The sequence below is a fragment of the Phormidesmis priestleyi BC1401 genome (assembly GCF_001650195.1).
GTDB classification, from domain to species: Bacteria; Cyanobacteriota; Cyanobacteriia; order Leptolyngbyales; family Leptolyngbyaceae; genus Phormidesmis_A; species Phormidesmis_A priestleyi_B.
On sequence record NZ_LXYR01000169.1, the window covers coordinates 1 to 957 of the forward strand.

Consider the following 957-nt stretch of genomic DNA (forward strand, 5'->3'; position numbering starts at 1 on the left):
TATAGCAACCGCCACACAGATTAGGACGTTATCCTTAGGAACTGATCATTCTTCTGAATCCGATGCCCAAAGCTTACAACAATGACCTGCGTCATAAAGTAATCGAAGCGATTGAACTCAATGGGATGAAACGGTGCGAGGTCAGTGAGTTGTTCGGGATTAGCCGCAATACGATCCACCAATGGTTTCAACTCAAAGCTGAAACCGGAGATATCCAACCCAAACCTACAAAGCAGCGAGGTCATAGCCACAAAATCACCGATTGGGACAAGTTCCGAGCCTTCGTGAACGCGAACCCTGATCAGACGCAGACAGAAATGACCAAGTTGTGGCAAGACGACATCAGTGAGCGGACGATGAGTCGAGCACTCAAGCGGATTGGGTTCACGCGAAAAAAAAGACCTATGGGTATCGAGAGCGAGATGAACAAAAGCGAGTAGACTTCCGGGAGCAACTCGCGAGCGTAGCCGCAGAGCAAATTGTCTATGCCGACGAAGCCGGGATGGATAGCCGCGATGATTATGGCTATGGCTACAGCCCAAAAGGAGAGCGACTGTATGCTTTGAAGTCCGGTCGCAGAAGTGGACGAGTCAATATGATTGCCGGGTTGTGCAACCAGCAGTTGCTGGCTCCATTCACCATCGAAGGGGCTTGCAATCGAACGGTATTCGAGACCTGGTTAGAAACCTGCTTAATTCCGACCTTGAAGCCAGGGCAAAAGTTGGTGATTGACAATGCCACGTTTCACAAAGGGGGGCGGATTGATGAGTTGGTGGAGGCAGCAGGGTGCGAGGTTTGGTACTTACCGCCGTATTCGCCCGACTTTAACAAGATTGAGCGATGTTGGTCATGGCTCAAGAGTCGAATTCGCAAGTGCTTAGATGAATTTGATACATTGCGAGAGGCGATGGAGGATGTCCTCAAGGCAGCGTCCTAACCTTAGTGGCGACGGCTATA

General features: G+C 50.3%; 1 protein-coding gene. It reads left to right on the forward strand.

Annotation, left to right across the window (positions count from 1 at the left end):
• The first annotated feature begins 62 nt into the window (after positions 1 to 62).
• Positions 63 to 937, forward strand: a protein-coding gene (locus tag A8707_RS27380; RefSeq protein ID WP_156518911.1) for an IS630 family transposase whose coding sequence is annotated in 2 segments (ribosomal slippage) — positions 63 to 392 and positions 395 to 937 — 873 coding nt in all. Because the reading frame shifts where the segments join, the coding sequence is not laid out codon by codon here.
• The last annotated feature ends 20 nt before the right edge of the window (positions 938 to 957 follow it).